Annotated in this window: 17 protein-coding genes; 10 read left to right on the top strand and 7 right to left on the bottom strand. The window is 71.3% G+C overall.

Features of this window, described 5'->3' with window-relative positions; all coding sequences use genetic code 11:
- Positions 1–3: 3 nt before the first annotated feature.
- On the bottom strand, positions 4–531 hold the full coding sequence (locus ACIF8S_RS25030; protein WP_349793388.1) for a pyridoxamine 5'-phosphate oxidase family protein: 528 nt from the start codon (positions 529–531) through the stop codon (positions 4–6).
- A gap of 165 nt (positions 532–696) precedes the next feature.
- Between ACIF8S_RS25030 and ACIF8S_RS25025 the strand changes: the two genes are divergently transcribed.
- On the top strand, positions 697–3,699 hold the full coding sequence (locus ACIF8S_RS25025) for a bifunctional [glutamine synthetase] adenylyltransferase/[glutamine synthetase]-adenylyl-L-tyrosine phosphorylase (protein WP_400001862.1): 3,003 nt from the start codon (positions 697–699) through the stop codon (positions 3,697–3,699).
- A gap of 17 nt (positions 3,700–3,716) precedes the next feature.
- On the opposite strand, the gene ACIF8S_RS25020 is transcribed toward ACIF8S_RS25025, so the two are convergent.
- Together ACIF8S_RS25020 and ACIF8S_RS25015 are read right to left on the bottom strand one after the other, a co-directional pair.
- Positions 3,717–4,589 carry a phosphatase PAP2 family protein gene (locus ACIF8S_RS25020; protein WP_349793392.1) on the bottom strand — a complete coding sequence of 291 codons (873 nt, stop codon included), beginning with the start codon at positions 4,587–4,589 and terminating at the stop codon, positions 3,717–3,719.
- 132 nt (positions 4,590–4,721) lie between these two features.
- Positions 4,722–5,756 carry a LacI family DNA-binding transcriptional regulator gene (locus ACIF8S_RS25015; protein WP_400001860.1) on the bottom strand — a complete coding sequence of 345 codons (1,035 nt, stop codon included), beginning with the start codon at positions 5,754–5,756 and terminating at the stop codon, positions 4,722–4,724.
- A 420-nt stretch (positions 5,757–6,176) separates the two neighbouring features.
- On the opposite strand from ACIF8S_RS25015, the gene ACIF8S_RS25010 reads away from it, so the two are divergent.
- From ACIF8S_RS25010 to ACIF8S_RS24975, 8 genes are all read left to right on the top strand, one after another.
- Entirely contained in the window at positions 6,177–7,448 is a 1,272-nt protein-coding gene (locus tag ACIF8S_RS25010; protein ID WP_400001859.1) for an extracellular solute-binding protein, read from the top strand.
- Between the two features lie 96 nt (positions 7,449–7,544).
- The gene (locus ACIF8S_RS25005; protein ID WP_400001857.1) at positions 7,545–8,549 is read left to right on the top strand and encodes a carbohydrate ABC transporter permease; all 1,005 of its coding nucleotides are present in this window, start codon (positions 7,545–7,547) and stop codon (positions 8,547–8,549) included.
- Between the two features lie 13 nt (positions 8,550–8,562).
- A complete protein-coding gene (locus tag ACIF8S_RS25000; RefSeq protein ID WP_400001855.1) occupies positions 8,563–9,477 on the top strand; it encodes a sugar ABC transporter permease in 915 nt (304 codons plus the stop codon).
- Positions 9,478–9,677: 200 nt separating this feature from the next.
- On the top strand, positions 9,678–11,369 hold the full coding sequence (locus ACIF8S_RS24995; protein ID WP_400001853.1) for a glycoside hydrolase family 13 protein: 1,692 nt from the start codon (positions 9,678–9,680) through the stop codon (positions 11,367–11,369).
- Between the two features lie 178 nt (positions 11,370–11,547).
- Complete coding sequence (locus tag ACIF8S_RS24990; protein ID WP_400001852.1) at positions 11,548–12,921, top strand: alpha-amylase family protein; 1,374 nt, start codon at positions 11,548–11,550, stop codon at positions 12,919–12,921.
- 147 nt (positions 12,922–13,068) lie between these two features.
- A complete protein-coding gene (locus ACIF8S_RS24985; RefSeq protein ID WP_400001850.1) occupies positions 13,069–13,479 on the top strand; it encodes a hypothetical protein in 411 nt (136 codons plus the stop codon).
- A gap of 254 nt (positions 13,480–13,733) precedes the next feature.
- Complete coding sequence (gene pulA, locus ACIF8S_RS24980; protein WP_400001848.1) at positions 13,734–19,142, top strand: pullulanase-type alpha-1,6-glucosidase; 5,409 nt, start codon at positions 13,734–13,736, stop codon at positions 19,140–19,142.
- Between the two features lie 55 nt (positions 19,143–19,197).
- Complete coding sequence (locus ACIF8S_RS24975) at positions 19,198–19,557, top strand: 5-carboxymethyl-2-hydroxymuconate Delta-isomerase (RefSeq protein ID WP_400001846.1); 360 nt, start codon at positions 19,198–19,200, stop codon at positions 19,555–19,557.
- A 4-nt stretch (positions 19,558–19,561) separates the two neighbouring features.
- Here the strand turns inward: ACIF8S_RS24975 and ACIF8S_RS24970 are convergent, their stop codons facing one another.
- The 3 genes from ACIF8S_RS24970 to ACIF8S_RS24960 form a co-directional block, all read right to left on the bottom strand.
- On the bottom strand, positions 19,562–20,008 hold the full coding sequence (locus ACIF8S_RS24970) for a hypothetical protein (protein ID WP_400001845.1): 447 nt from the start codon (positions 20,006–20,008) through the stop codon (positions 19,562–19,564).
- Positions 20,005–20,700: a TetR/AcrR family transcriptional regulator gene (locus ACIF8S_RS24965; protein WP_400001843.1), complete on the bottom strand. Its 696-nt coding sequence runs from the start codon at positions 20,698–20,700 to the stop codon at positions 20,005–20,007. The genes ACIF8S_RS24970 and ACIF8S_RS24965 overlap by 4 nt, the downstream gene beginning before the upstream one ends.
- 64 nt (positions 20,701–20,764) lie before the next feature.
- A complete protein-coding gene (locus ACIF8S_RS24960) occupies positions 20,765–22,687 on the bottom strand; it encodes a hypothetical protein (protein ID WP_400001841.1) in 1,923 nt (640 codons plus the stop codon).
- Positions 22,688–22,880: 193 nt separating this feature from the next.
- On the opposite strand from ACIF8S_RS24960, the gene ACIF8S_RS24955 reads away from it, so the two are divergent.
- Positions 22,881–23,312, top strand: coding sequence for a hypothetical protein (locus ACIF8S_RS24955; RefSeq protein WP_400001839.1), 432 nt, complete (start codon positions 22,881–22,883; stop codon positions 23,310–23,312).
- Between the two features lie 101 nt (positions 23,313–23,413).
- On the opposite strand, the gene ACIF8S_RS24950 is transcribed toward ACIF8S_RS24955, so the two are convergent.
- A complete protein-coding gene (locus ACIF8S_RS24950) occupies positions 23,414–24,946 on the bottom strand; it encodes a DUF1996 domain-containing protein (protein WP_400001838.1) in 1,533 nt (510 codons plus the stop codon).
- Positions 24,947–25,146 lie beyond the last annotated feature (200 nt).

Raw genomic sequence — 25,146 nt, 5'->3', positions numbered from 1 at the left:
GCGTCAGGCGAACCGCCACCGGGTCTGGCTGAACGGCTCACCCTTACCGAATCCGAAAACGGTGTGCGGCGCCACCGAGAACACCACGGCGCGCCCCGGTCCGTGGTGGAAATGGCCGTCACGGACCTCGAAGTGCCAGAAGTCGCCGTACTTCTCCTCCCATCCGGCGGCCAGTTCGCGCAGACGGGCGTCGTCGGTGACGCGCGTGGCCCGGCCCTCCACGACCACGTCGTACCCTCGCTCCCAGGTGTTGGTGCCGGTGGTCAGCACGACGTGCGGGTTGCCCGCCAGATTGCGGGCCTTGCGCTCGTCCGGCCCGGTGCAGAAGTGCAGCGCGCCGGCCGACCAGACGGCGGGCAGCGGCGTGACGTGCGGCCGGCCGTCGGGGCGGACCGTGGAGATCCAGAACAGCTCCGCCTCGGTGATCAGCCGCTCCACCTCGGCCCACGGCGGCGAGCCGGCCCGCGGGTCGCTGTAACGGGGGTCCAGTCGGGTCTCCGGCGTGCCGGGGGTGTCGGGAACGTCGGTCATGGGAACTCCTCGACGGTCGGACGGACGCACCGCGGCCTTGCGGTCTCCTCATCAGACCCCGCCCGGCCCCGGAAATCACCGCGGGCCACTCCGGGGCCGTGATCGCGTCCTCCGGATAGGCTCAGGGCCGTACGACCCTGATCCGAGGCACGAGGGAGGCCGGGCATGACGTCGGCGCCGGGGCGCAGGAGCAGTACCTTCACACGGCTGCTGCGGCACGGCTTCACCGATCCGTCGGACGCCGAGCGGTTCCTCGACAGCCCCGGACTGGCGCCCGTGCGCAACGACCCCGTGCTGCTGGACGCCCTCGGCGGCACCGCCGACCCCGACCTCGCGCTGCACGGCCTGGTGCGGCTGCTGGAGGCGCAGGAGACGGCCACCGCCCGCCAGGAACTGCTGGACACCGTGATAGCGGCCAAGCCGCTGCGGGACCGGCTGCTCGGGGTGCTCGGCGCCTCCGAGGCGCTCGCCGAGCACCTGGCCCGGCATCCGCGCGACTGGCAGGCGCTGGTCACCTACGAGCCGCGCGACCTGCACCCCGGCGTGGAGGAGTTCGAACGCGGCCTCGCCGACGTCACCGACCCGGTGTCGCTGCGCGTCGCCTACCGCCGCTGCCTGCTGTCCATAGCCGCCCGTGACGTCTGCGGCACCGTCGAGGTCTCCCAGACCGCCGCCGAGCTCGCCGACCTGGCCACCGCCACCCTCCGCGCGGCCCTCGCCCTGGCCGAGGCCGACGCGCCCGAGGACGCCGCGCTGTGCCGGCTCGCGGTGATCGCGATGGGCAAGTGCGGGGGCCACGAGCTGAACTACGTCTCCGACGTCGACGTCATCTTCGTCGGCGAGGCGGCCGGCGACGCCGACGAGGACAAGGCGCTGCGCGCCGCGACCCGGCTGGCCTCGCACATGATGCGGATCTGCTCGGAGACCACCGTCGAGGGCTCCATCTGGCCCGTCGACGCCAATCTGCGCCCCGAGGGCCGCAACGGCCCGCTGGTGCGCACCCTCGCCTCCCACCTCGCCTACTACCAGCGCTGGGCCAAGACCTGGGAGTTCCAGGCGCTGCTCAAGGCCCGCCCGGTGGCCGGCGACCTCGCGCTCGGCGCGGAGTACACGGCCGCGCTCAGGCCGCTGGTGTGGCAGGCGGCCGAGCGGGACAACTTCGTCGCCGACGTGCAGGAGATGCGCCGCCGGGTCGTCGCGAACATCCCCGCCGCCGAGGTCGACCGCCAGCTCAAGCTGGGCCCCGGCGGCCTGCGGGACGTGGAGTTCGCCGTGCAGCTGCTCCAGCTGGTGCACGGCCGCGCCGACCCCTCCCTGCGCAGCGGCACCACCCTCGACGCGCTGAAGGCCCTCGCCGCCGGCGGTTACGTCGGCCGGGCGGACGCCGCCCAGCTCGACGAGGCGTACCGCTTCCTGCGCTCCCTGGAGCACCGCATCCAGCTCCACCGGCTGCGCCGCACCCACCTCGTCCCCGAGGACGAGGCCGACCTGCGGCGCCTCGGCCGCTCCCTGGGGCTGCGCACAGAGCCGGTCGCCACGCTGACCCGCGAGTGGCGCCGGCACACCTCCGTGGTGCGGCGGCTGCACGAGAAGCTGTTCTACCGGCCGCTGCTGGACGCCGTCGCCGCGCTCGCCCCTGGTGAGGCCCGGCTCAGCGCCGAGGCGGCCCGCGAGCGCATGGTCGCCCTCGGGTACGCCGACCCCGCCTCGGCGCTGCGCCACCTCGAGGCCCTCGCCTCCGGCGTCACCCGCAAGGCGGCCATCCAGCGCACCCTGCTGCCCGTGCTGCTCGGCTGGTTCGCGGACTCCGCCGACCCCGACGCCGGCCTGCTGAACTTCCGCAAGGTCTCCGACGCCCTCGGCAAGACCCCCTGGTACCTGCGGCTGCTGCGCGACGAGGGCGCCGCCGCGGAGAACCTCGCCCGGGTGCTGTCCGCCGGGCGGCTCGCCCCCGACCTGCTGATGCGCGCCCCCGAGGCGGTGGCGCTGCTCGGTGACGGGGACGGCGGCGGCCTCACCCCCCGCTCCCGTGCCTCCCTGGAGCAGGAGGTCCTCGCCGCGGTCCGCCGCGCCGACAACGCCGTGCAGGGCGTCACCGCCGCCCGCGGGGTGCGCCGCCGCGAGCTGTTCCGGACGGCCGCCGCCGACATCGTCGGCTCCTACGGCACCGAGTCGCAGCCCGCCGAGGCCGACCAGGGCGCCCTGGTGGACCTGGTGGGCGGCGCCGTGTCCGACCTGACCGCCGCCACCCTCGCCGGCACGCTCCGCGCGGTGGTCCGCGAGGGCTGGGGCGACACCCTGCCCACCCGGTTCACGGTCATCGGCATGGGCCGCTTCGGCGGGCACGAACTGGGCTACGGCTCCGACGCGGACGTGCTGTTCGTGCACGAGCCGCGCGACGGCGTGGACGAGCGGGAGGCGTCCGAGGCGGCGAACAAGGTGGTCGCCGAGATGCGCAGGCTGCTCCAGGTGCCCAGCGCGGACCCGCCGCTGCTGGTCGACGCCGACCTGCGCCCGGAGGGCAAGTCGGGCCCGCTGGTGCGCACCCTCGGCTCGTACGAGGCGTACTACCGGCGCTGGGCGCTGGTGTGGGAGCGGCACGCGCTGCTGCGCGCCGAGCCCGTCGCCGGCGACGAGGAGCTGGGCCGCCGCTTCGTCGAGCTGATAGACCCGCTGCGGTACCCGGCCGGCGGGCTGGACGAGGACGCCGTACGGGAGATCCGGCGGCTGAAGGCGCGCATGGAGTCCGAGCGGCTGCCGCGCGGAGCCGACCCCAAGCTGCACGCGAAGCTGGGCCCGGGCGGACTGTCCGACGTGGAGTGGACGGTGCAGCTGCTCCAGCTGCGGCACGGCGCCGAGGTGCCGGGGCTGCGGACGACCCGCACCCGTGAGGCGCTGATCGCCGCCCGGGAGGCCGGGCTGATGTCCGAGGAGGACGCCGGCACCCTCGACGAGGCCTGGGTGCTGGCCACCCGCGTGCGCAACGCGGTGATGCTGGTCCGGGGCCGCGCGGCGGACACCTTCCCCACCGTGCCCCGGGAACTGGCCGCCGTCGGCCGCTACCTGGGCTACGGCCCCGGCCACGCGGGCGACATGCTCGACGCCTACCGCCGTACGGCCCGCCGCGCCCGGGGCGTGGTGGAGGAGCTGTTCTACGGCGGCGCGTAGCAGGCCGCGTCCGGGCGTCAGGGCTGTTTCTGCAGCGGGACGTGTTCGGGTGCCGCAGGCGCGGCCGGTTCCGGGATGCGCCGGGGGAGCGCGGAGGGGCGCCGGCCGTACCAGGCGAGCGCGACGCCGTAGCCGACGGCCAGGCACAGCACGCCGCCCACCGCGTCCAGCCAGAAGTGGTTGGCGGTGGCGACGATCACCACCAGCGTGAGTACCGGGTACACCAGGCCCAGCACCCGCACCCACGGCACCGAGGCCAGCGCGAAGAGCGTGAGCCCGCACCACAGCGACCAGCCGATGTGCATCGAGGGCATCGCCGCGTACTGGTTGGAGACGTTCTTCATGTCCCCCGAGGCCATCGAGCCCCAGGTCTGGTGGACCAGCACGGTGTCGATGAAGTTCTGGCCGTTCATCAGCCGGGGCGGGGCGAGCGGGAACAGGTAGAAGCCGACCAGGGCGAAGCCGGTGGTGACGAACAGGACCAGCCGGGTCGCCGCGTAGCGGCCGGGATGTCTGCGGTAGAGCCACACCAGCACACCCAGGGTCACCACGAAGTGCAGGGTGGCGTAGTAGTAGTTCATGCCGACGACCAGCCAGGTCACCGAGTTCACCGCGTGGTTGACGGACTCCTCGAAGGCGGTGCCGAGTTGGCCCTCCAGCCGCCAGATCAGGTCGGCGTTGCGCAGGGCCTCCGCCCGCTGTTCGGGCACCGCGTTGCGTACGAGTGAGTACGTGGCGTAACTCACCGCGATGAGCAGGATCTCGAACCACAGCCGGGGGCGGCGGGGAGCGCGGAGGCGGCGCAGGCGACCCGTCCCCGTCGTCTCCTCGACGGGGTTCGCTGCGGCCGGTTCACGGCCCTCCAGCGTCGTCACAGTCGAGTCACCCATGGGCACAGAGTCTGCCAGAAAAGACCTCTCGGTCAGATCATCCCCCGGTCGGGACCGGCCCGCATGTTCTGCCCCGGGAAGAGGCGGTCCGTCTCCTCCCCGGGAAGGGGAGGAAGGGATCCTTTCTCCGCCCTACGGACGATTGCGGTCCCCGGGTGCGGAAGCGGTCGAACCGCGCACCACCAGCTCGGGCATGAACACGAACTCGCTGTGCGGCGCGGGAGTTCCGCCGATCTCCTCCAGCAATGTGCGCACCGCGGCCTGTCCCATCGCCGGGACGGGCTTGCGGACCGTGGTCAGCGGCGGGTCGGTGAAGGCGATCAGCGGCGAGTCGTCGAAGCCGACCACCGAGATGTCGGCCGGCACCTCGAGACCGCGCTGCCGGGCCGCCCGGATCGCGCCGAGCGCCATCATGTCGCTCGCGCACACCACGGCCGTGCAGTCCCGGTCCATCAGCGCGCTGGCGGCGGCCTGACCGCCCTCCAGCGTGTACAGCGAGTGCTGGATCAGCTCCGTCTCGACCGTCTCCGCGCCGAGCCCCACCTGCTCCTGCACGGCCCGCACGAAGCCCTCTATCTTGCGCTGCACCGGCACGAACCGCTTGGGCCCGAGCGCCAGCCCGATCCGGGTGTGGCCGAGGGACGCGAGATGGGTGACCGCCAGCGCCATCGCGGCCCGGTCGTCGGGGGAGATGAACGGCGCCTGCACCTTCGGCGAGAAACCGTCCACGAGCACGAACGGCACGCCCTGGGCCCGCAGCCGCTCGTAGCGCTGCATGTCGGCGGTGGTGTCCGCGTGCAGTCCGGAGACGTAGATGATGCCGGCCACCCCGCGGTCCACCAGCATCTCGGTCAGCTCGTCCTCCGTCGACCCGCCCGGGGTCTGGGTGGCGAGCACCGGGGTGTAGCCCTGGCGGGTCAAGGCCTGGCCGATCACCTGGGCCAGCGCCGGGAAGATGGGGTTCTCCAGCTCCGGGGTGATCAGCCCGACCAGGCCCTCGCTGCGCTGCCGCAGCCGCACCGGCCGCTCGTAGCCCAGCACGTCGAGGGCGGCGAGTACGGACTGACGGGTGGTGGCGGCGACGCCCGGCTTCCCGTTCAGGACCCGGCTGACGGTCGCCTCGCTCACCCCCGCCTGAGCAGCGATATCAGCAAGCCGTGTGGTCACAGGACCGGACTGTATCTGCCGATGGTCGCCTTGCACACCGATCGGACGCCTGGTGCGCGCCGTGGGACGGCCCGTGGTGGGCTGCTGGCTCATCGCGATCCCTCAAGTCGTGGTCGGCGTCCGCTCCGCAACGGATGATTCCCCCCGGCGGCAACGGATGGCAAGTGCTTGCAGAGTCTTGCACAACTGTCCGAACCCCCGGCGTACGGGCGGATATCAGGGTCGCGTGACGGTCGAGAACGGGTCACGACGACATAACTGTCGAGGGTCCTTGCAAAACTTTTCTGCAAGGTCTTTCGGAAACGTTCCAACGCTGTTACGTTCACGTCGCCCGGCCGCCGCAACGGCGCAGTCGGCACCTCGCGGGACGGCAGACGGGGCCGTTCCCGCCTCACGGGCTTAACCCTCAAGGAGAACCTCATGCGGCGTGGCATAGCGGCCACCGCGCTGGTGGCGTCCCTCGCCCTCGCGGCGACGGCCTGCGGCGGCGACAGTGACAGCGGCGACAAGGCCGGCGGTCCGGTCACCATCACCTGGTGGGACACCTCCAACGCGACCAACGAGGCGCCGACGTACCAGGCCCTGGTCAAGGAGTTCGAGGCCGCCAACAAGGACATCAAGGTCAACTTCGTCAACGTCCCGTTCGACCAGGCGCAGAACAAGTTCGACACCGCCGCCGGTTCCAAGGGCGCCCCCGACGTGCTGCGCTCCGAGGTCGGCTGGACCCCCGCCTTCGCCAAGAAGGGCTTCTTCCTGCCGCTGGACGGCACCGAGGCCCTCGCCGAGCAGGACAAGTTCAAGTCCAACCTGCTCGAGCAGGCCAAGTACGAGGGCAAGACCTACGGCGTCCCCTTCACCACGGACACCCTCGCCTTCGTGTACAACAAGGCGCTGTTCGCCAAGGCCGGCGTCGAGGCCCCCAAGAGCTGGGACGACCTGAAGAAGGCCGCCGCCACCATCAAGGACAAGACGGGCGTCGACGGCTACTGGGGCTCCACGGCCGGCTACTACGCCCAGCCGTTCCTGTACGGCGAGGGCACCGACATGGTCGACGCCGACGCCAAGAAGATCACCATCAAGTCCGCCGAGGCCAAGAAGGCCTACGGCACCTGGCTGGACCTCTTCGAGGGCAAGGGCCTGCACAAGGCCGACGTGACCGCCGACGCCTACGCCCACATCCAGGACGCGTTCGTCAACGGCAAGGTCGCCTCGATCATCCAGGGCCCGTGGGAGATCACCAACTTCTACAAGGGCTCCGCCTTCAAGGACAAGAACAACCTCGGCATCGCCACCGTCCCGGCCGGCACCGCCGGCACGGCGGGCGCCCCGACCGGCGGCCACAACCTCTCCGTCTACGCCGGCTCCAGCAAGGAGAAGCAGGAGGCCGCGCTGAAGTTCGTGAAGTTCATGACCTCGGCCAAGGCGCAGGAGACCATCGCGCTGAAGAACTCCACGCTGCCCACGCGCGACGACGCCTACACCGACCAGGTCAAGGCCGACCCGGGCATCGCCGGCTACCAGACGGTCCTCTCGGCCGCCCAGCCGCGCCCGGCGCTGCCGGAGTACAGCTCCCTGTGGGGCCCGATGGACGACGAGCTGCCGCAGATCGCCAGCGGCAAGGAGTCCCTGGACAAGGGCCTGGACGACGCGGAGGCCGCGTTCACCAAGCTGGTGCCGGACTTCAGCAAGTAATGCCCGTACGGCCGCCGGACCCGCTTCCAGGAGGGGAGGGTCCGGCGGCCGCCGGCCTGTTGCCGTACTCCTTGATCATCCAGAAGGTGCCGAACCATGACAGTCGCCATCGACCGCGCGACCGGCAAGCGCCGCGGTGACCGCGCGCCCCGCCCCGGACCGGGCCAGCGCCTGAAGCTCTCCTACCAGAAGCACTGGTACGCCTACGCCATGATCGCGCCGGTGGCCGTCGTGCTCGGCGTCATCGTGCTGTACCCCCTGGTCTACGGCTTCTACCTCACGCTGACCGACGCGGACAGCCTCAACTCGGCGCGCACCATCGGCGTCAACGAGATCGAGGCCACCTACAAGTTCATCGGCCTCGACAACTACGCCGAGATCCTGTGGGGCGAGACCGCCTACGACCGGTTCTGGTCGCACTTCATCTGGACGATCGTGTGGACGGCCGCCTGTGTCGCCCTGCACTACGGCATCGGACTGGGCCTCGCGCTGCTGCTCAACCAGAAGCTGCGCGGGCGCACCTTCTACCGGCTGGTCCTCATCCTGCCGTGGGCCGTGCCGACCTTCGTCACCGTCTTCGGCTGGCGCTTCATGCTGGCCGACGCCGGCATCATCAACTCCGGCCTCGACTTCCTCGGCCTGCCCACCCCGGCCTGGCTGGAGGACTCCTTCTGGCAGCGGTTCGCGGCCATCATGGTCAACACCTGGTGCGGTGTGCCGTTCATGATGGTCTCCCTGCTCGGCGGACTGCAGTCCATCGACAGCACCCTCTACGAGGCGGCCGAGATGGACGGCGCGAGCGCCTGGCAGCGGTTCCGCCACGTCACCCTGCCCGGCCTGCGCTCGGTCAGCTCCACCGTGGTGCTGCTCGGCATCATCTGGACGTTCAACCAGTTCGCGATCATCTTCCTGCTGTTCGGCAACACCGCCCCGGACGCGCAGATCCTCGTGACCTGGGCCTACCAGCTCGGCTTCGGACAGCAGCCGCGCGAGTTCGCCGAGTCCGCGGCCTACGGCATGCTGCTGCTGGCCGTCCTGATCGTCTTCACGTCCTTCTACCGCCGCTGGCTGAACCGCAACGACCAGCAGCTCACGATCTGAGGCGGGAGTCTTCATGAGCACCTCGACCCTCCCCACCGCCGCCGAGGCGGACCGGCCCGCCGACGCTCCCGCGGCCGCGCCCCGCAAGGGCCGCCGGCGCGGTGAGGTCAGCCCGCTGGGCCGCCTCACCTCCCACGGCATCCTGATCGTGGCCAGCCTGATCGCGCTGTTCCCGGTCGCCTGGCTGGTGTTCCTGTCCCTCGGCCCCGACAAGGACGACTATCTGCGTCCCGGCGGCATCTGGGGCAAGATGACGCTGGACAACTACTCGTTCGTCCTGCAGAACACGAACTTCTTCGACTGGCTGAAGAGCTCGCTGATCGTCTCGCTCGGCACCACGGTCATCGGCGTCCTCGTCGCCGCCACCACCGGTTACGCCGTCTCCCGCATGCGCTTCCCGGGCTACAAGAAGTTCATGTGGGTGCTGCTGGTCACCCAGATGTTCCCGGTGGCCGTGCTGATGGTGCCGATGTACCAGATCCTCTCGGACCTGCAGCTCATCGACAGCTACCTCGGCCTGATCCTCGTGTACTGCTCCACGGCGGTGCCGTACTGCGCCTGGCTGATGAAGGGCTACTTCGACACCATCCCGTTCGAGATCGACGAGGCGGGACGCGTCGACGGACTGTCCCCGTTCGGCACGTTCGCGCGGCTGATCCTGCCGCTCGCCAAGCCGGGACTCGCGGTCGCCGCGTTCTACAGCTTCATCACCGCGTTCGGCGAGGTCGCCTTCGCCACGACGTTCATGCTCGACGACAGAAAGTACACGCTGGCGGTGGGTCTGCAGAGTTTCGTGAGTGAGCACGACGCCCAGCGGAATCTGATGGCCGCGACGGCGGTGCTGATCGCGATACCCGTGTCCGCGTTCTTCTATCTCGTGCAGAAGAACCTTGTCGCCGGCCTTACTGCCGGTGGCACCAAGGGGTAAGTCCCGGGGGACTTCTGCTGTCGGCCGGCTGCGGATTCGCCGTGGCTGGTCGCGCAGTTCCCCGCGCCCCTTCGGGGGCGCTGCCCCTCCCCGGGTCCGAGGCGGTCGCGTGGCCATCCGACCCCGCTGTCATCGCGGCCGCCTCGTTTTCTCTCCCCGCCCCCACCCGCTTCCCTGCCCGAACTCGCATCAAGGACGACATGAGCCAGCACTCCGCCGCCCCGGCCCCGACCCCCACGACCGACTCGGCCGTCGCCACCGTCGCGCGGCGCCGTGACTGGTGGCGGGACGCGGTGATCTACCAGGTGTACCCGCGCAGCTTCGCCGACAGCAACGGCGACGGCATGGGCGACCTGGAAGGCATCCGCTCCCGGCTGCCGTACCTGCGTGACCTCGGGGTGGACGCCGTGTGGCTGAGCCCCTTCTACGCCTCCCCGCAGGCCGACGCCGGCTACGACGTCGCCGACTACCGCGCCGTCGACCCGATGTTCGGCACCCTGCTGGACGCGGACGCGCTGATCCGTGACGCCCACGCGCTGGGCCTGCGGATCATCGTCGACCTCGTGCCCAATCACTCCTCCGACCAGCACGAGTGGTTCAAGCGCGCCCTCGCCGAGGGCCCCGGCTCGCCGCTGCGGGAGCGCTACCACTTCCGTCCCGGCAAGGGCGAGAACGGCGAACTCCCGCCCAACGACTGGGAGTCGATCTTCGGCGGCCCGGCCTGGACCCGGGTCACCGAGCCCGACGGCACGCCCGGCGAGTGGTACCTGCACCTCTTCGCGCCCGAGCAGCCCGACTTCAACTGGGAGCACCCGGCGGTCGGCGACGAGTTCCGCTCCATCCTCCGGTTCTGGCTGGACATGGGTGTGGACGGTTTCCGCATCGACGTCGCCCACGGCATGGTGAAGGCCGAGGGCCTGCCGGACCTGGGCTCGCACGACGAGCTGCGGATGCTGGGCAACGATGTCACCCCGTTCTTCGACCAGGACGGCGTGCACGACATCTACCGGCAGTGGCGTCTGATCCTCGACGAGTACAGCGGTGAGCGGATCTTCGTCGCCGAGGCGTGGACGCCCACCGTCGAGCGCACCGCCAACTACGTGCGCCCGGACGAGCTGCACCAGGCGTTCAACTTCCAGTACCTGGCGACCCACTGGGACGCGGCCGAGCTGCGCGGGGTCATCGACCGCACCCTCGACTCGATGCGCCCGGTCGGCGCCCCCGCCACCTGGGTGCTGTCCAACCACGACGTCACCCGGCACGCCACCCGCTTCGCCAACCCGGCCGGTCTGGGCACCCAGATCCGCGAGGCCGGCGACCGTGAGCTGGGCCTGCGCCGGGCCCGCGCGGCGACCTTGCTGATGCTGGCGCTGCCCGGCTCGGCCTACGTCTACCAGGGCGAGGAGCTCGGCCTGCCGGACGTCGTGGACCTGCCGGACGAGGTGCGCCAGGACCCGGCGTACTTCCGCGGCGCGGGCCAGGACGGTTTCCGTGACGGCTGCCGGGTGCCGATCCCGTGGACCCGCGAGGGCTCGTCGTACGGCTTCGGTGACGGCGGCAGCTGGCTCCCGCAGCCGGAGGGCTGGGGCGAGCTGAGCGTCGAGGCGCAGACCGGCCGGCCGGGCTCGACCCTGGAGATGTACCGCTCCGCGCTGGCCGTGCGCCGCGAACAGGCGGACCTGGGCGCCGGTGACGCGGTGGAGTGGCTGCCGGCGCCCGAGGGTGTGCTGGCCTTCCGCCGCGGGGACTTCGTGTGCGTCGCCAACACCACGGACGCGCCGGTGACGGTGCCCGCCCACGGACGGGTGCTGATCACCAGTGGTGACGTGGAGGAGGCGGGCGGCAAGGCCACCGTCGCGGCCGACACGACCGTGTGGTGGACGACCGTCTGACGGTCGTCAGGTCGTCCGCCCCGCAACTTTTTTCCTTCAAGTTGGTACGGCCCGCTGCCCTTTCGGGTTGCGGGCCTCTAACATCTGCGTTGCCGCAAGGTTGCTGAAGTTTTCTGCAAGAAGCTTCATCCATCTGTGGCGGTATCCCCACACCCCCTTCGATGAAGAAGGACCCCACATGGCACGCAGAACCCTTGCCGGGATCGTCGCCCTCGCGGCCGCCTCGGTTGTCATGACCCCGACTGCGGCGGAGGCCTCCCCGCCCGGCACCAAGGACGTCACCGCCGTCCTCTTCGAGTGGAACTTCGCCTCGGTCGCCCGCGAGTGCACCACCACCCTCGGCCCCGCCGGCTACGGCGCCGTGCAGGTCTCCCCGCCCGCCGAGCACATACAGGGCTCACAGTGGTGGACGTCGTACCAGCCCGTCAGCTACCGGATCGCCGGACGCCTCGGCGACCGCACCGCCTTCAAGAACATGGTCGACACGTGTCACTCGGCCGGTGTGAAGGTCGTCGTCGACACCGTCATCAACCACATGTCGGCCGGCAGTGGCACGGGCACCGGCGGCTCGTCGTACACGAAGTACAACTACCCGGGCCTGTACTCCTCCTACGACTTCGACAACTGCACGTCGGAGATCAACAACTACGGCGACCGCTGGAACGTCCAGAACTGCGAACTGGTGGGCCTCGCCGACCTCGACACCGGCGAGGAGTACGTCCGCAAGACCATCGCCGGGTACATGAACGACCTGCTCTCCCTCGGCGTGGACGGCTTCCGCGTGGACGCGGCCAAGCACATGCCGGCCGCTGACCTCGCCAACATCAAGTCCCGCCTGACCAATCCGTCGGTGTACTGGAAGCAGGAGGTCATCCACGGTGCCGGCGAGGCCGTCCAGCCCACCGAGTACACGGGCAACGGGGACGTCCAGGAGTTCCGCTACGCCTACGACCTCAAGCGCGTCTTCAACAACGAGAACCTCGCCTACCTGAAGAACTACGGCGAGGGCTGGGGCTACATGAACAGCTCCGTCGCGGGTGTCTTCGTCGACAACCACGACACCGAGCGCAACGGCTCCACGCTCAGCTACAAGGACAACGCCACCTACACCCTGGCCAACGTCTTCATGCTGGCCTGGCCCTACGGCGCCCCGGACATCAACTCCGGCTACGAGTTCACCAACCAGGACGCCGGACCGCCCAACGGCGGCCGCGTGGACGCCTGCTGGCAGAGCGGCTGGAAGTGCCAGCACAACTGGCCCGAGATCAGATCCATGGTCGGCTTCCGCAACGCCACCCGCGGCCAGGCGGTCACCAACTGGTGGGACAACGGCGGTGACGCCATCGCCTTCGGCCGGGGCAGCAAGGGCTTCGTGGCCGTCAACCACGAGTCGGGTTCCCTGACCCGCACCTACCAGACCTCCCTCCCGGCGGGCACGTACTGCAACGTGCAGAGCAACTCCCCGGTGACGGTGAACGGTTCGGGGCAGCTCACCGCGACCCTGGGCGCCCACACGGCCCTCGCCGTGTACGCCGGCAAGTCCTCCTGCTGAAGCACGACTGTGACGTCCGGCGGCCGGATCCACGGTCGCCGGACGCTAGCGTGAACGCGGGGTGATCAGGCGCCCCCGCTGGGTGAGGAGGCGCGGCGCGATCCCTCCACGCGATCGCCGGACGCGCCGCGGGGGGAGCACGTCCACATGGCTGCGAACACCACCACCCGGCGTCCCGGAGGGCGTGCGGCCGGGTGCCTTCAGGCGGTGATGGTGCCGTTGATCCTGATCGGCATCATCGCCGCGTGGAACCACTTCGACGACGACGGGTCCTCGTCCTCGTCGTCCTCCGATCCGTCGTCGTCCTCGTCCGCGTCGTCCTCGTCGGATGCGTCGTCGGACGACGCGGGTGCGGGAGGCGGCCGGCTGGTGAAGGGCGACTGCGTCGACGCCCAGGCCCAGGAGATCGCCTGCGCCAAGGCCGGCTCCGCCGACTACAAGGTCCTCGGCCTGGTCGAGACCGAGGCGGAGTGCCCGTCGGGCACCACGAACCCGCTGAAACCGACCCTGGCGATCGGCCGGCCCTACGCCGTCGTCTGCGCCACCGCCGCCGCCTGACGGTTCGTCACCGAGCGCCCGCGCGCCGCCGGTCGCCCGCCAGGTGACCGATGGCGCGCACGTCCGTGTGCCGGACTCGTCCGCCCGTGCCGGATACCTCCCGCTGGAAGTTCTTGCCGTCGGTTTCAGAAGTATTGCTGTAAGGCTTTCAACGACGATACGGTCACGCCGACGCTCCGGTGATGTGGCCGAAACAGCCCCCGCCGGGGTGTGGGGTCGGACCCAATGAGCCGTAAGCGCAAGGAGTTCACGCCTTGATACCCAGATGGCCCGCGCCCCCGGGGCGCCGCACCGCGCGGGGCCGCCGCGTCGCCGCCGTCACGGTGGCCGCGCTCGCCGCGGCACTCGTGCAGCCGGTCGCCGCCCGAGCCGCCACCCCGCCCGCGCCCCCCTCGGACGCGAAGCTCGCCTCCTCCCCGGCGCGCCACGACCTGACGCGGGAGCAGTTCTACTTCGTCCTGCCGGACCGCTTCGCCAACGGCGACCCGAAGAACGACCGCGGCGGACTGACCGGTTCGCGCCTCACCCACGGGTACGACCCCACCGACAAGGGCTTCTACCAGGGCGGCGACCTCAAGGGCCTCACCCAGAAGCTCGACTACATCAAGGGGCTCGGCACCACCGCCATCTGGATGGCGCCGATCTTCAAGAACCAGCCCGTGCAGGGCACCGGCAAGGACGCCTCCGCTGGCTACCACGGGTACTGGATCACCGACTTCACCCAGGTCGACCCGCACTTCGGCACCAACAAGGACCTCGAGACCCTCATCGACAAGGCCCACGCCAAGGGCATGAAGGTCTTCTTCGACGTCATCACCAACCACACCGCCGACGTCGTCCAGTACGAGGAGAAGTCCTCCGACTACCTCTCCAAGGGCGCCTTCCCGTACCTGACGAAGGACGGCGTGCCCTTCGACGACGCCGACTACGCCGACGGCAGGCGGACGTTCCCGCGGGTGGACACCGGTTCCTTCCCGCGCACCCCCGTCGTGCCCGCCGCGAAGAAGCGGCTCAAGGTGCCGTCCTGGCTCAACGACCCGGCGATGTACCACAACCGCGGCGACTCCACCTTCGCGGGCGAGTCCGCCGAGTACGGCGACTTCTCCGGGCTCGACGACCTGTGGACCGAGCGTCCCGAGGTCGTCGACGGCATGGAGAAGATCTACCAGCGGTGGGTCAGGGACTTCGACATCGACGGCTTCCGGATCGACACCGTGAAGCACGTGAACATGGAGTTCTGGACCCAGTGGGCCACCGCCCTCGACGCCTACGCGGCGAAGCGCGGCCGGGACGACTTCTTCATGTTCGGAGAGGTGTACTCCTCCGACACGAACGTCACCGCCCCCTACGTCACGCAGGGCCGGCTCGACGCCACCCTCGACTTCCCCTTCCAGGAGGCGGCCCGCACGTACGCCTCCCAGAGCGGCAGTGCCAAGAAGCTCGCCTCTGTCTTCGGTGACGACTACAAGTACACGACCGACAAGGCCAACGCGTACGAGCAGGTCACCTTCCTCGGCAACCACGACATGGGCCGCATCGGCACGTTCCTGAAGCAGGACAACCCGGAGGCGTCCGACGCGGAGCTGCTGAAGCGGGACATGCTCGCCAACGAGCTGATGTTCCTCAGCCGCGGCAACCCGGTCGTCTACTACGGCGACGAGCAGGGCTTCACGGGCGCCGGCGGCGACAAGGACGCCCGCCAGACCCTTTTCGCGTCCCGCACCGCCGACTACCTCGACGACGACCTGATCGGCACCGGCCGCACCCACGCCGAGGACACCTACGACACCCGCTCCCCGCTCTACCGGCAGATCAGCGCCCTCGCCACGCTCCGCAAGGCGCACCCGGCGCTGACCGACGGCGTCCAGCAGGAGCGGTACGCCGACGACGGCCCCGGCGTCTACGCCTTCTCCCGCACCGCCACCGGCAAGGACACCACCGAGTACGTCGTCGCCTTCAACAATGCCGCCGAGACCAAGAAGGCCACTTTCGCGACCGGCTCCGCCCGGACGGCCTTCAAGGGCGTCCACGGCACCGACGCGACCGTGCGCAGCGACGCCGACCGGAAGATCACCGTCTCCGTCCCGGCCCGCTCCGCGATCGTCCTCAAGGCCGCCGCCCCGCTCGGCAGGCCCGAGGCGAAGCCCACGCTCACCCTGAAGGCCCCCGAGGCGGGCGCCACCGGCACCGTCGAGGTCACCGCCGATGTCGAGGGCGGTCAGCTGAACAGAGTGGTCTTCGCCGCCCAGACCGGAAACGGGACGTGGCAGACCCTCGGCTCCGCCGACCACGCGCCGTACAAGGTCACCCACACCATCGGCGCGGACGTCCCCGCCGGTACCGCGCTGCGCTACAAGGCCGTCGTGATCGACTCGGCCGGCCGCACCGCGAGCGCCCTCGCCGCGTCCACGACCGGCACCCCGCCCGCCGAGGAGGAGCCCACCGCCGCCTCCCGCGAATACGCGATCGTCCACTACCAGCGCCCCGACGGCGACTACGACGACTGGAGCCTGTACGCCTGGGGCGACCTGGCCGACGGCGAGGCCACCGAATGGCCCGCGGGACACGCCTTCACCGGCCGCGACGCCTACGGTGCCTTCGCCTGGGTCAAGCTGAAGCCGGGCGCCTCCGACGTCGGCTTCCTGGTGGTCGACAAGGACGGCAACAAGGACGTCGCGACCGACCGCACCATCGACGTCACCCGCACCGGCGAGGTCTGGATCAAGCAGGGCGACGACACCGTCACCACTGAGCGGCCCGAGTACCCGGCGCAGGACACCACCAAGGCCGTCCTGCACTACCACCGCGCCGACGGGAACTACGACGGCTGGGGGCTGCACACCTGGACCGGTGCCGCGCACCCCACCGACTGGTCGAAGCCCCTGGAACCGGTGAAGACTGATGCCTATGGCGCTGTCTTCGAGGTGCCGCTCGCCGAGGGTGCCACCAGCCTCAGCTACATCCTCCACAAGGGCGACGAGAAGGACCTCCCGACCGACCAGTCGCTCGACCTCAAGGCGAACGGCCACGAGGTGTGGCTGGTGAGCGGGCAGGAGAAGTACCTGCTGCCGCAGCCCGCCGGGTCCGCGGCCGCCCTCGACCTGGCCACCTCCAAGGCGGTCTGGATCGACCGCTCCACCCTCGTCTGGGACGGCTCCGCCGCTGCCGCCTCCACCCAGCTCCTCACCTCCCGCACCGGCGCGGTCGCGGTCAGGGACGGCAAGCTGGACACCGGCGACGCCCGCTGGATCCGCCTGAACAAGTCGGCTCTCACCGACGCGCAGAAGGCGGAGTTCCCCCACCTCGCCGACGGCACCGCCTGGACCGTCGACCCGCGTGACCGCGACCGGGTCCGCGAGGCCCTGCGCGGCCAGGTCGTCGCCACCCAGAGGGCGGCCAACGGCGCGGTGCTCGCCGCCACCGGCGTGCAGATCGCCGGCGTCCTCGACGACCTCTACGCCGCCGGCGCCACCAAGGCGCGGCTCGGCCCGGTGTTCCAGAACAACCGGCCCACCCTGTCCGTGTGGGCGCCGACCGCGCGGAAGGTCGCCCTGGAGCTCGACGGCCGTACGGTCGCCATGCGCCGCAACGACGCCACCGGCGTCTGGTCCGTCACCGGCCCCGCCTCCTGGAAGGGCAAGGAGTACCGGTACGCGGTGACCGTGTGGGCGCCCGCCGCGGGCGAGCTCGTCACCAACAAGGTCACCGACCCGTACGCGACCGCTCTGACCACCGACTCCGAGCGCAGCCTCGTCGTCGACCTGGCCGACCGGTCCCTCCAGCCGCGCGGCTGGGACGGCTACGCCAAGCCGAAGGCCGTACCGCTCAAGGACGCGCAGATCCAGGAGCTGCACATCCGCGACTTCTCCGTCGAGGACCGCACGGCGGAGCACCGGGGCACCTACCTGGCGTTCACCGACAAGGACAGCGACGGCAGCAGGCACCTGCGCGAGCTGGCGCGGGCCGGCACCTCGTACGTGCACCTGCTGCCCGCGTTCGACATCGCCACCATCCCCGAGAGGAAGTCCGACCAGGCGACCGTCGACTGCGACCTGGCTTCCTACCCGGCCGACTCCGAGAAGCAGCAGGAGTGCGTGGCGAAGGCCGCCGCGAAGGACGCCTACAACTGGGGCTACGACCCGTACCACTACACGGTCCCCGAGGGCTCCTACGCCACCGACCCGGACGGCACCGCCCGCACGGTGGAGTTCCGCCGGATGGTGAAGGCGCTCAACGAGGACGGCCTGCGCGTGGTGATGGACGTGGTCTACAACCACACCGCCGCCCACGGCCAGGCGAAGACCTCCGTCCTCGACCGCATCGTCCCCGGCTACTACCAGCGGCTCCTCGCCGACGGCTCCGTCGCCAACAGCACCTGCTGCTCCAACACGGCGCCCGAGAACGCCATGATGGGCAAGCTCGTCGTCGACTCCATCGTCACCTGGGCCAAGGAGTACAAGGTCGACGGCTTCCGTTTCGACCTCATGGGCCACCACCCGAAGGAGAACATCCTCGCCGTCCGCAAGGCCCTCGACGCCCTCACGGTGAAGAAGGACGGTGTCGACGGCAAGAAGATCATCCTGTACGGCGAGGGCTGGAACTTCGGCGAGATCGCCGACGACGCCCGCTTCGAGCAGGCCACGCAGCAGAACATGGCCGGCACCGGCATCGCCACCTTCTCCGACCGGGCCCGTGACGCCGTGCGCGGCGGGGGCCCCTTCGACGAGGACCCCGGCGTGCAGGGCTTCGCCTCCGGCCTCTACACCGACCCCAACTCCTCGGCCGCCAACGGCACCCCGGCCGAGCAGAAGGCCCGGCTGCTGCACTACCAGGACCTCATCAAGGTGGGCCTGAGCGGCAACCTCGCCGACTACACGTTCACCGACACCGGCGGCAAGGAGGTCAAGGGCTCCCAGGTCGACTACAACGGCGCCCCCGCCGGGTACGCGGCCGCCCCCGGCGACGCCCTCGCCTACGCGGACGCGCACGACAACGAGTCGCTGTTCGACGCGCTCGCCTTCAAGCTGCCGAAGGACACCCCGGCCGCGGACCGGGCCCGCATGCAGGTCCTCGCCATGGCGACCGCCGCCCTCTCCCAGGGCCCGGCGCTCTCCCAGGCGGGCACCGACCTGCTGCGCTCCAAGTCCCTGGACCGCAACTCCTACGACAGCGGCGACTGGTTCAACGCCATCCACTGGAACTGCGCGGACGGCAACGGCATGGGCCGCGGACTGCCACCGGCCGCCGACAACAAGGACAAGTGGCCGTACGCCAAGCCGCTGCTCGGCTCGGTGACGGTGGGCTGCCCGCAGATCGAGGGCGCCTCGGCGGCCTACCGGGACCTGCTGCGGATCCGCACGACGGAGAAGGCGTTCTCCCTCGGCACGGCGGACCAGGTGCAGTCCCGGCTGTCCTTCCCGCTGTCCGGGAAGGACGAGACGCCCGGCGTCATCACCATGCGCCTCGGCGGCCTGGTCGTGGTCTTCAACGCCACGCCCGAGCGGCAGCAGCAGCGCGTCGCCGCGCTCGCCGGGACGGACCACCGCCTGCACCCGGTGCAGGCGGCCGGCGGGGACGCGGTCGTGAAGACGGCGTCGTACGCGAAGGCGACCGGCACGTTCACCGTGCCGGCCCGCACGGTCGCGGTGTTCACCACCGGCTGATCGTCCCGGCGGCTGCGGCTAGGGTGGGCCCTCCTGACCAGCACCAGGAGGGCCCATGCCGCAGATCACCGTCGACTACTCGGACAACCTGGCGGACGGGTTCGACCGGCCCGCCTTCGCGCGGGACCTGCACGACGCCGTCGTGGAGATCGCGGCGGCGAAACCGCCCGCGTGCAAGACGCGGTTCCGGCGCACCGAGGACCCGGTGGTCGGCCCCGACACCGAGGGGCACGCGCTGGTGCACGTCCACATCGCCCTGCTGGCCGGCCGCACCGACGAGACCAAGGCCCGGCTCACCGAGACGGTCCTGGAGCTGCTGCGGCAGTACGTGAAACCGGCCGGCGGGCAGATGCCGCACACCTCCGCGGAGGTCCGCGACCTCGACCCGTCCTACCGCAAGTCCGAGGGCGAGTAGGCCCTCAGGACAGGTCGCGACGGCCCAGCCACGACGGCAGCACCGGCACGCCGTCCTCGTCCCGCTCCGCGAGCTGCTCCGGCGTCGGGCGAGGAGGCGGGGGCGGTGCTTCCCCGACGGGATCCGGGGCGGGCGGCTCCCCGGCGACCGGCTCCGGCTCACTGGGCGCGGCGGAGTCCTCCAGCAGCTCCGCCACCGTGAACCGGGTGAGAAACGAGCGCCACGCCCCGTCGACGACGAGCAGGAAGCCGTCGCCGTCCCTGAGCAGACGGCGCCGGTCGTGGTTGAAGGGGTGGGCGGGCACGTACGCCCGCGCCCGTCGCTCCAGCTCCGCGAGCGCCTCCTCGCGGCTCCCCTCGACGTGCGCCACCACGGTGGCCTCCGTGTGCTTGCGTTCCCCGGAGCCCACGGTCGTCTCGACGACCAGCCCCCAGATGGCCGGCGCGGTCACTCCTGCGCCAGGGAGATCATCCGGGCGGCGAGGTCGGTGAACGGGCCGTCGCCCGGCTCCTGCTTCACCAGGCCGCGCAGCAGCGTCGCCATCTCCTCGTCCCGCGCGGCGGCGACCGCGGCCAGCGCCGCGAAGTCCTGCACCAGCTGCGCCTCCAGCTCCTCGCGGGGCACCCGCCGCCCGTCCAGCCAGATCAGCGCCGTCGACTCGACGAGCGAGATCCAGGAGCGCACCACCAGCTCCAGCCGCACCGGCGCCGGACCCACCACACCCATGTGCGCCAGCATCTGCTCGTACGCTGCCTGGCGCACCGAGTCGACCAGGGCGTTGGTGGTCGAGGAGCCCACCGCGGGGCCGCCGCGCATCAGGGCGGAGAAGCCGGGGCCGTGCTCCTCGACGAAGTCGAAGAACCGGGCCATCACGCGCCGCAGCCGCGAGCCCAGCGGACCCTCGTGCGGCTCCGTGAACCTCGACGACAGGTCCTCCGCGGCACGCCTCAACGCGGCCTCGTACAGGCTGAGTTTGCCGGGGAAGTAGTGGTAGACGAGCGGGCGCGAGATGCCGGCTCGGGACGCTATCTCGTCGATCGAGACCTCGTCGGGGGAACGGCTGCTGAACAGTTCGAGGGCCACGCCGATCAGCTGCTGCCGACGCTCCTCGACTCCCAACCTACGACGCACCCCGGTAGTCATACGAACACCTTACCGATCGATTCCGGCCTCCCACGGGCCGGACCGGACACCGGTGTTCCCCGGATCACCGCAGCCCGCCGACCGGCCCCCCGTCCTCCAGTGTGCCCTCGAGGTCCGCCCGGGCGCCCTTCTCGGCCCGCACGGACAGCAGACGGCCCTTCGCCCTGCCCTCGATCCCGCCGGTCGCCTCCACGCCGGTCACGCCGGCGCTGCCGGCCGCCAGCAGGTACCAGGCACCCTCGGCGGACTTCCACAGCACCCCGGCGAGCACCTCCGGCCGCCGCTCCCCGCACGCCGGCACGTCCTGCGCGGTCGCCGCCACCGCCCCGTACCGCGCGCCCGGCGTGTGGAACTGCGCCAGCACCCGCGCCCCGGTTCCCCGCCAGGTCTCGCCCCGGGTGCACAGCCACTCCGCCTCGCCGTCCGCGTCCGGCAGCGGCTGCTCGGCGAACGTCCAGGCGTTGACACTGCGGACGCCCGCCGAGCGCATCACTGCCAGCGAACAGGCGTACGGGGCCCAGGCGCGCAGCTCCTTCGCCCCGGAGAGGTCGCCGGCCTCACCCGGGCGCCCGGCGGTCAGCCGGGCCGGGACCAGCTCGCCCAGGTCCGTCAGCACCCGGGTACCGGTGCCGTCGGTCAGCTCCAGCGCGTTCCACGCCGTGCACGGCTCCCGCCCCACCACGGAGACGAAGGGCGCGGTCACCCCGTCGTCGAGGGCCAGGCCCATGGCACCGGAGCCCGGCTCGCGCAGGTCCCGCTCGCCCGCCTCCCGCACCCAGGGAGCCACCAGGAACCGGACGTTGCCGTCCGATCGGCTCAGCACCACCGCGCTCGCCCCGGCCCGGCCGGCGCCGTCGACCCGGGCCAGGTCAAGGGCCGCGCCCCGGGTGCCGTGCTCCGGCTCGGCGTACCGGGCGAGACGCCAGCCGTCGTACAGGATCACCACGCGGGCGCCGTCCACCGTCCCCGCGTACAGCAGTTGGGGCGGTCCGGCGGGCCCGCCGGACGGTGTGCCCGGGGTCGCCGTGGCCTTGACGCCCTCGCCCGGCCGGGCCCACACGGCGAGGGCGCGGCGCAGCAGGGCCCGGTCGCCGGTGAGCGCGCCCCGCGTCGGCCACACGGAGAAGTCGGTGCGCGCGGACGTCTTCCACGCCGAGGCGGGCGTCCGGGTCAGCTTCGCGGGGTCCAGCGCGGCCCGCGCGGCCGGATTCTGGGCGTACGGGGGAGCGGCCGGGCCGTCGGCCCCCCAGCCGTCCCCGGGCAGTGAGAGCAGCGCCCCGCACACCGCCAGCGCCGCCGCCCCGACCAGCCCGGCCTTGAGGTGCCGGCGGCGGCGCAGCAGGTCCGTCGGCCGGGCCTGCAGCGAACAGGGGTCGAACTCCGGGGAGTCCAGCAGCCGGTACGGGTCCGGGATGCCGTCGGCCTCCCGCAGCGCGGCGTCCACGTCGGTGACGCCCGCGGCGGTCAGCACCCCGCGCACGTCCCCGTCAGGGAGCCGTTCGAGGCCGCGCAGGGCGTGCGCGGCACGCGCCGGACCCGACAGCGCGGACAGCCGCTGGTCGAGGGCGAGTTCGTCGGCGCCGCCCGGCCGCGGGAACACCTTCAGCCCCCACACGTGCGGCAGCAGCGGCGGCAGCTGGGCCCGCTTCGGCAGGCCGCGGCGGTACAGCGGCAGCCCCGCCTCCAGCGCCGTACGCACCACCTGGAGCCGGACCAGCGCGTAGCCGGGGTCGCCGTCCCGGCCGGCGCTCTGCGCCGGGATCAGCGGTGCGGCGGCACGGCCCCGGGGCAGGGCGCGCTGGACCAGGGCGTGCGCGGTGAGGACCCGCCGGGTGCGGCCGAGCCGGGAGGGCAGCACGAGATAGGCCAGCCGCACGAGCCGCGGATAGTGCTCGACGAGCGCGGCCTCGGCCTGTTCGACGTCCACGACCGGTCCGGCCGGGGAGGAGGGCGCGGGGGACTGGGCGGCGGCATCCTGTGACTGCACGTTCAGCAGAACGAGCGAATCCGTGGATGGTCACCTGACCCACGCGTCCCCCCGCCCGGAGGGACCGGCGGAGGTGCTGCCGCGATTGAGCGCGGGGCGCGCCGCAGCCGTATCGAATGCCGAGGGCCCCCGGCCGGGGCTCCGTGCGGCATGTCGCCGCCCCACGATGTCGCCGTCAAGACCGGAGGAACACATGAGGGTGACCCGACCGACGCTCGCGCTGACCTGCGCCGTGGCGGCCCTGGCGCTGGCGGGCTGCGGGTCCGGCGGCACCGGTGAGGACCAGGTGCCGCCGACCGCCACCGGCAGCCTGGAACACCTGGCCGCCGAGGCGAAGTGCGACCCCGACATGCAGACCGACGCCGACACCATCCGCCAGGCGCTGTGCGGGAAGGGCGACGAGAAGTACGTCCTCGCCACCTTCTCCACCGACCGGGGTCAGCGCGAGTGGCTCAACACCGCGAAGGACTACGGGGGTTACTACCTCGTCGGCCGCAAGTGGGTCGCCGTCGGCGAGGAGAGGACGGTCGAGGCCCTGCGGTCCAGCCTCGGCGGGGATCTGGAGGAGGGGTCCGAGCACATGAACCCGGGCGGCAGCCACAACAAGGGCGGCCACCACGGCTGACCGGCCGCGCGCCGGACACACGGAAGGCCGGCGGTGGGAACTCCCGCCGCCGGCCTTCGCCCTTTCCCTCTACCGGCCGCCCTCGGCCGGGGCCCGCCCGCCTACTGGCAGTCGCGGCCGCTGTTGATGCACTCGACCATCTCGTTCATCAGGTTCTCGTCGAAGAAGTTGATGAAGTCGTTGTGGTCGGTGATCGGCTTGTGCAGCTGCTCCGGGAAGGTGTCCACCGCGTACGGGCTCACCAGCTGCCCGTTGTCGACCTGCGGGGCCGGGATGTTGTCGTACACCAGGCGGACCTGGAGCTGCGGGATGGCCTGGAAGCCGTTCGAGCAGGTGCCGTCCGCCTCGACGAAGTCGACGTGCGTGCGGTGGTTGGCACTGTCGCTGTTCTGCCCGTCCCAGCAGCTCTGGAAGCTGGTCGTGCGGACCACGCCGCTGCCCTCGGGGCAGATCGGGTACTTGTCCGTCACCTGCCGGTCCTCGAAGCCGGTGCAGCTCCAGGCGGTGTTGGCGTTGTTCAGACCGTTGGTGAAGGCCTTGGCGTCACCGGTGATGATGCGCAGCGCCCGGGGCATCGCGACCACGTCGCTCGTCCGGTTGCCGACGAACTTCAGGTTCACCTCGGTGGGCGCCACGATCTTGCCGACGTTGCCGTCCTGACCACCGCCCGGCTGGTCCTGGTCGATGTCCTGCGTGCCGTCCTGGATCCGCAGCACCGGCCAGAAGTACGACGACCGGTCGCCCTGGTTCTGGCAGGTGGTCTCGCCGTTCGCCAGGTCCTCGTCGCTCGCGAAGGCCGTGTTGGCCTGGTTGCCGACGTAGTCGTGCTGGTGCTGGGCACCGTTGCTGACGCCGGGGGCGACGATCACGTTGTCCGAGTTGCGCAGCGCGTTGTCGTTCTTGCCGCACTCGGTGGTGAAGCTGCCGGTCGAGCCGGTGTCGCCGTTCGCGGCGAGGCCGTTGGGCAGGTTGCGGGAGTTCGGCTGCACGTCCTCGATCTTGATGAAGTCGTCCGCCACGGGACCGTTGCCGGCCTGCCCGCCGTTGCCCTGGCCGCCGTCCTGGCCCCCGCCGTTCTGGCCGCCGCCGTCGTTCTGACCCCCGCCGTCGTTCTGCCCGCCGTCCTGACCGCCGCCGTTCTGGCCGCCGTCACCGCCGCCGGGCTGCTCCGCCGGCACGCCCTGGCAGCGGGCGAACCGGCCGAGGTCGCGCGCCTGGCCGCCGGCCCGCTTGATGTTGATGTTGATGCGGTCCAGGGTGGCCACGCGCTTGGACTTCAGCGGGCCGAGGATGGCGTTGTCGACGTAGTTCGCGTCGCCCGCCTGCGCCTGGCGCGTCTCGGCGAGGCGCGTGTACGCGTCGGTGATCTGACGGTCGAGCCGCGCCAGTTCCCGCGCGACGCCCCAGCGCGCCTTGCGGGGCACCTTGGTCAGCTTCTGACCGACGTCGGGACAGTTGATCGTGGCGACCCGGGCCTGCCCCGACTTGGTGGCGTTGTGCCCCCCGTTCTCCTCGTGCGCCGAGGCGTAGAAGTTGGCCCAGACCAGACCGCCCCCACCGATGGCCAGGGCCGCCGCCCCGGCTATCACCTTGGTGGCCAGCGGTGTACGGCGTTTTCTTGTGTTGCGTCCCATGGAACTCCTCTGACTTCCTTGCGGGGCATCCCATTGCGGGGCATCGAGGCGCCCGTGAGGGGAAGCGGCGCCCATGAGTACGCGGCCCGCCCCCCGGGTGTTCACCCGTCACAGGAATCGATGAGAAGTCAGTGCGGTCCCGTATGTTTCAACAGGCCCTCAGGTACCGGGAGTTGTCGGCTCCCCACCCGGCGTGAAGC

Source organism: Streptomyces sp. NPDC085937 (assembly GCF_044540535.1).
Lineage (GTDB): Bacteria > Actinomycetota > Actinomycetes > Streptomycetales > Streptomycetaceae > Streptomyces.
Note: the sequence above shows the minus strand (reverse complement) of the source record. Positions and strands in the feature narration are given on the sequence as shown.